Origin of the sequence: Maribacter luteocoastalis, assembly GCF_048890225.1 — a bacterium.
GTDB lineage: Bacteria > Bacteroidota > Bacteroidia > Flavobacteriales > Flavobacteriaceae > Maribacter > Maribacter luteocoastalis.
The window spans coordinates 1-551 of the sequence record NZ_JBMFZG010000008.1; the positions used below are offsets into that span (position 1 = coordinate 1).

Below are 551 nucleotides of genomic sequence, written 5' to 3' on the forward strand. Positions count from 1 at the left end.
AAAGGCGTACCGCCGGCAACAGCGACCGGTGGCTCATTGCCACTTGGCGCAAGACCCTGTACCACTACATCGTCAAAGGTCGCCGTGGCAACAACACCGTCGTTGTGCGAGGTCACAGCCAACCCTACGTAGACCGTTTCGAACATTGGTATACTTATCGGATTGCCTACTTGACTCCAATTCCCATTACTTTCAGACACATATCCTGTGATTATGTTACCAACACGTACCAATCTCATGTAAGATGGAAAGGCATCCGCAACTGCTGGTGTAGAATTATCGGCATCCATGAACTCACCAACAGTATTGCGGTGTTGTAACCAATGAGCTGGTTCTCCGATGCCTGCAATTGGGGACATTGACATATATGCGAAAGCCGAATCATCATCTAGTGTATTTCTTATCATAACCCCAGCCTTTGACCAACCAGAAGTCTGCTCCAATGCGGTTACCCTTGCTATAATCTCGCCATTTCCTGTCAATTCCCTGTACACAAAATGGAACTCGTCCGCACTGCCCCAGATATCGGCACCCGAGGCACGTACCTCAAA

Annotated in this window: 1 pseudogene; it reads right to left on the minus strand. The window is 49.0% G+C overall.

The features are described from left to right. Positions 1-551: pseudogene (locus tag ACOCEA_RS14900) on the minus strand (hypothetical protein); the annotation flags it as partial.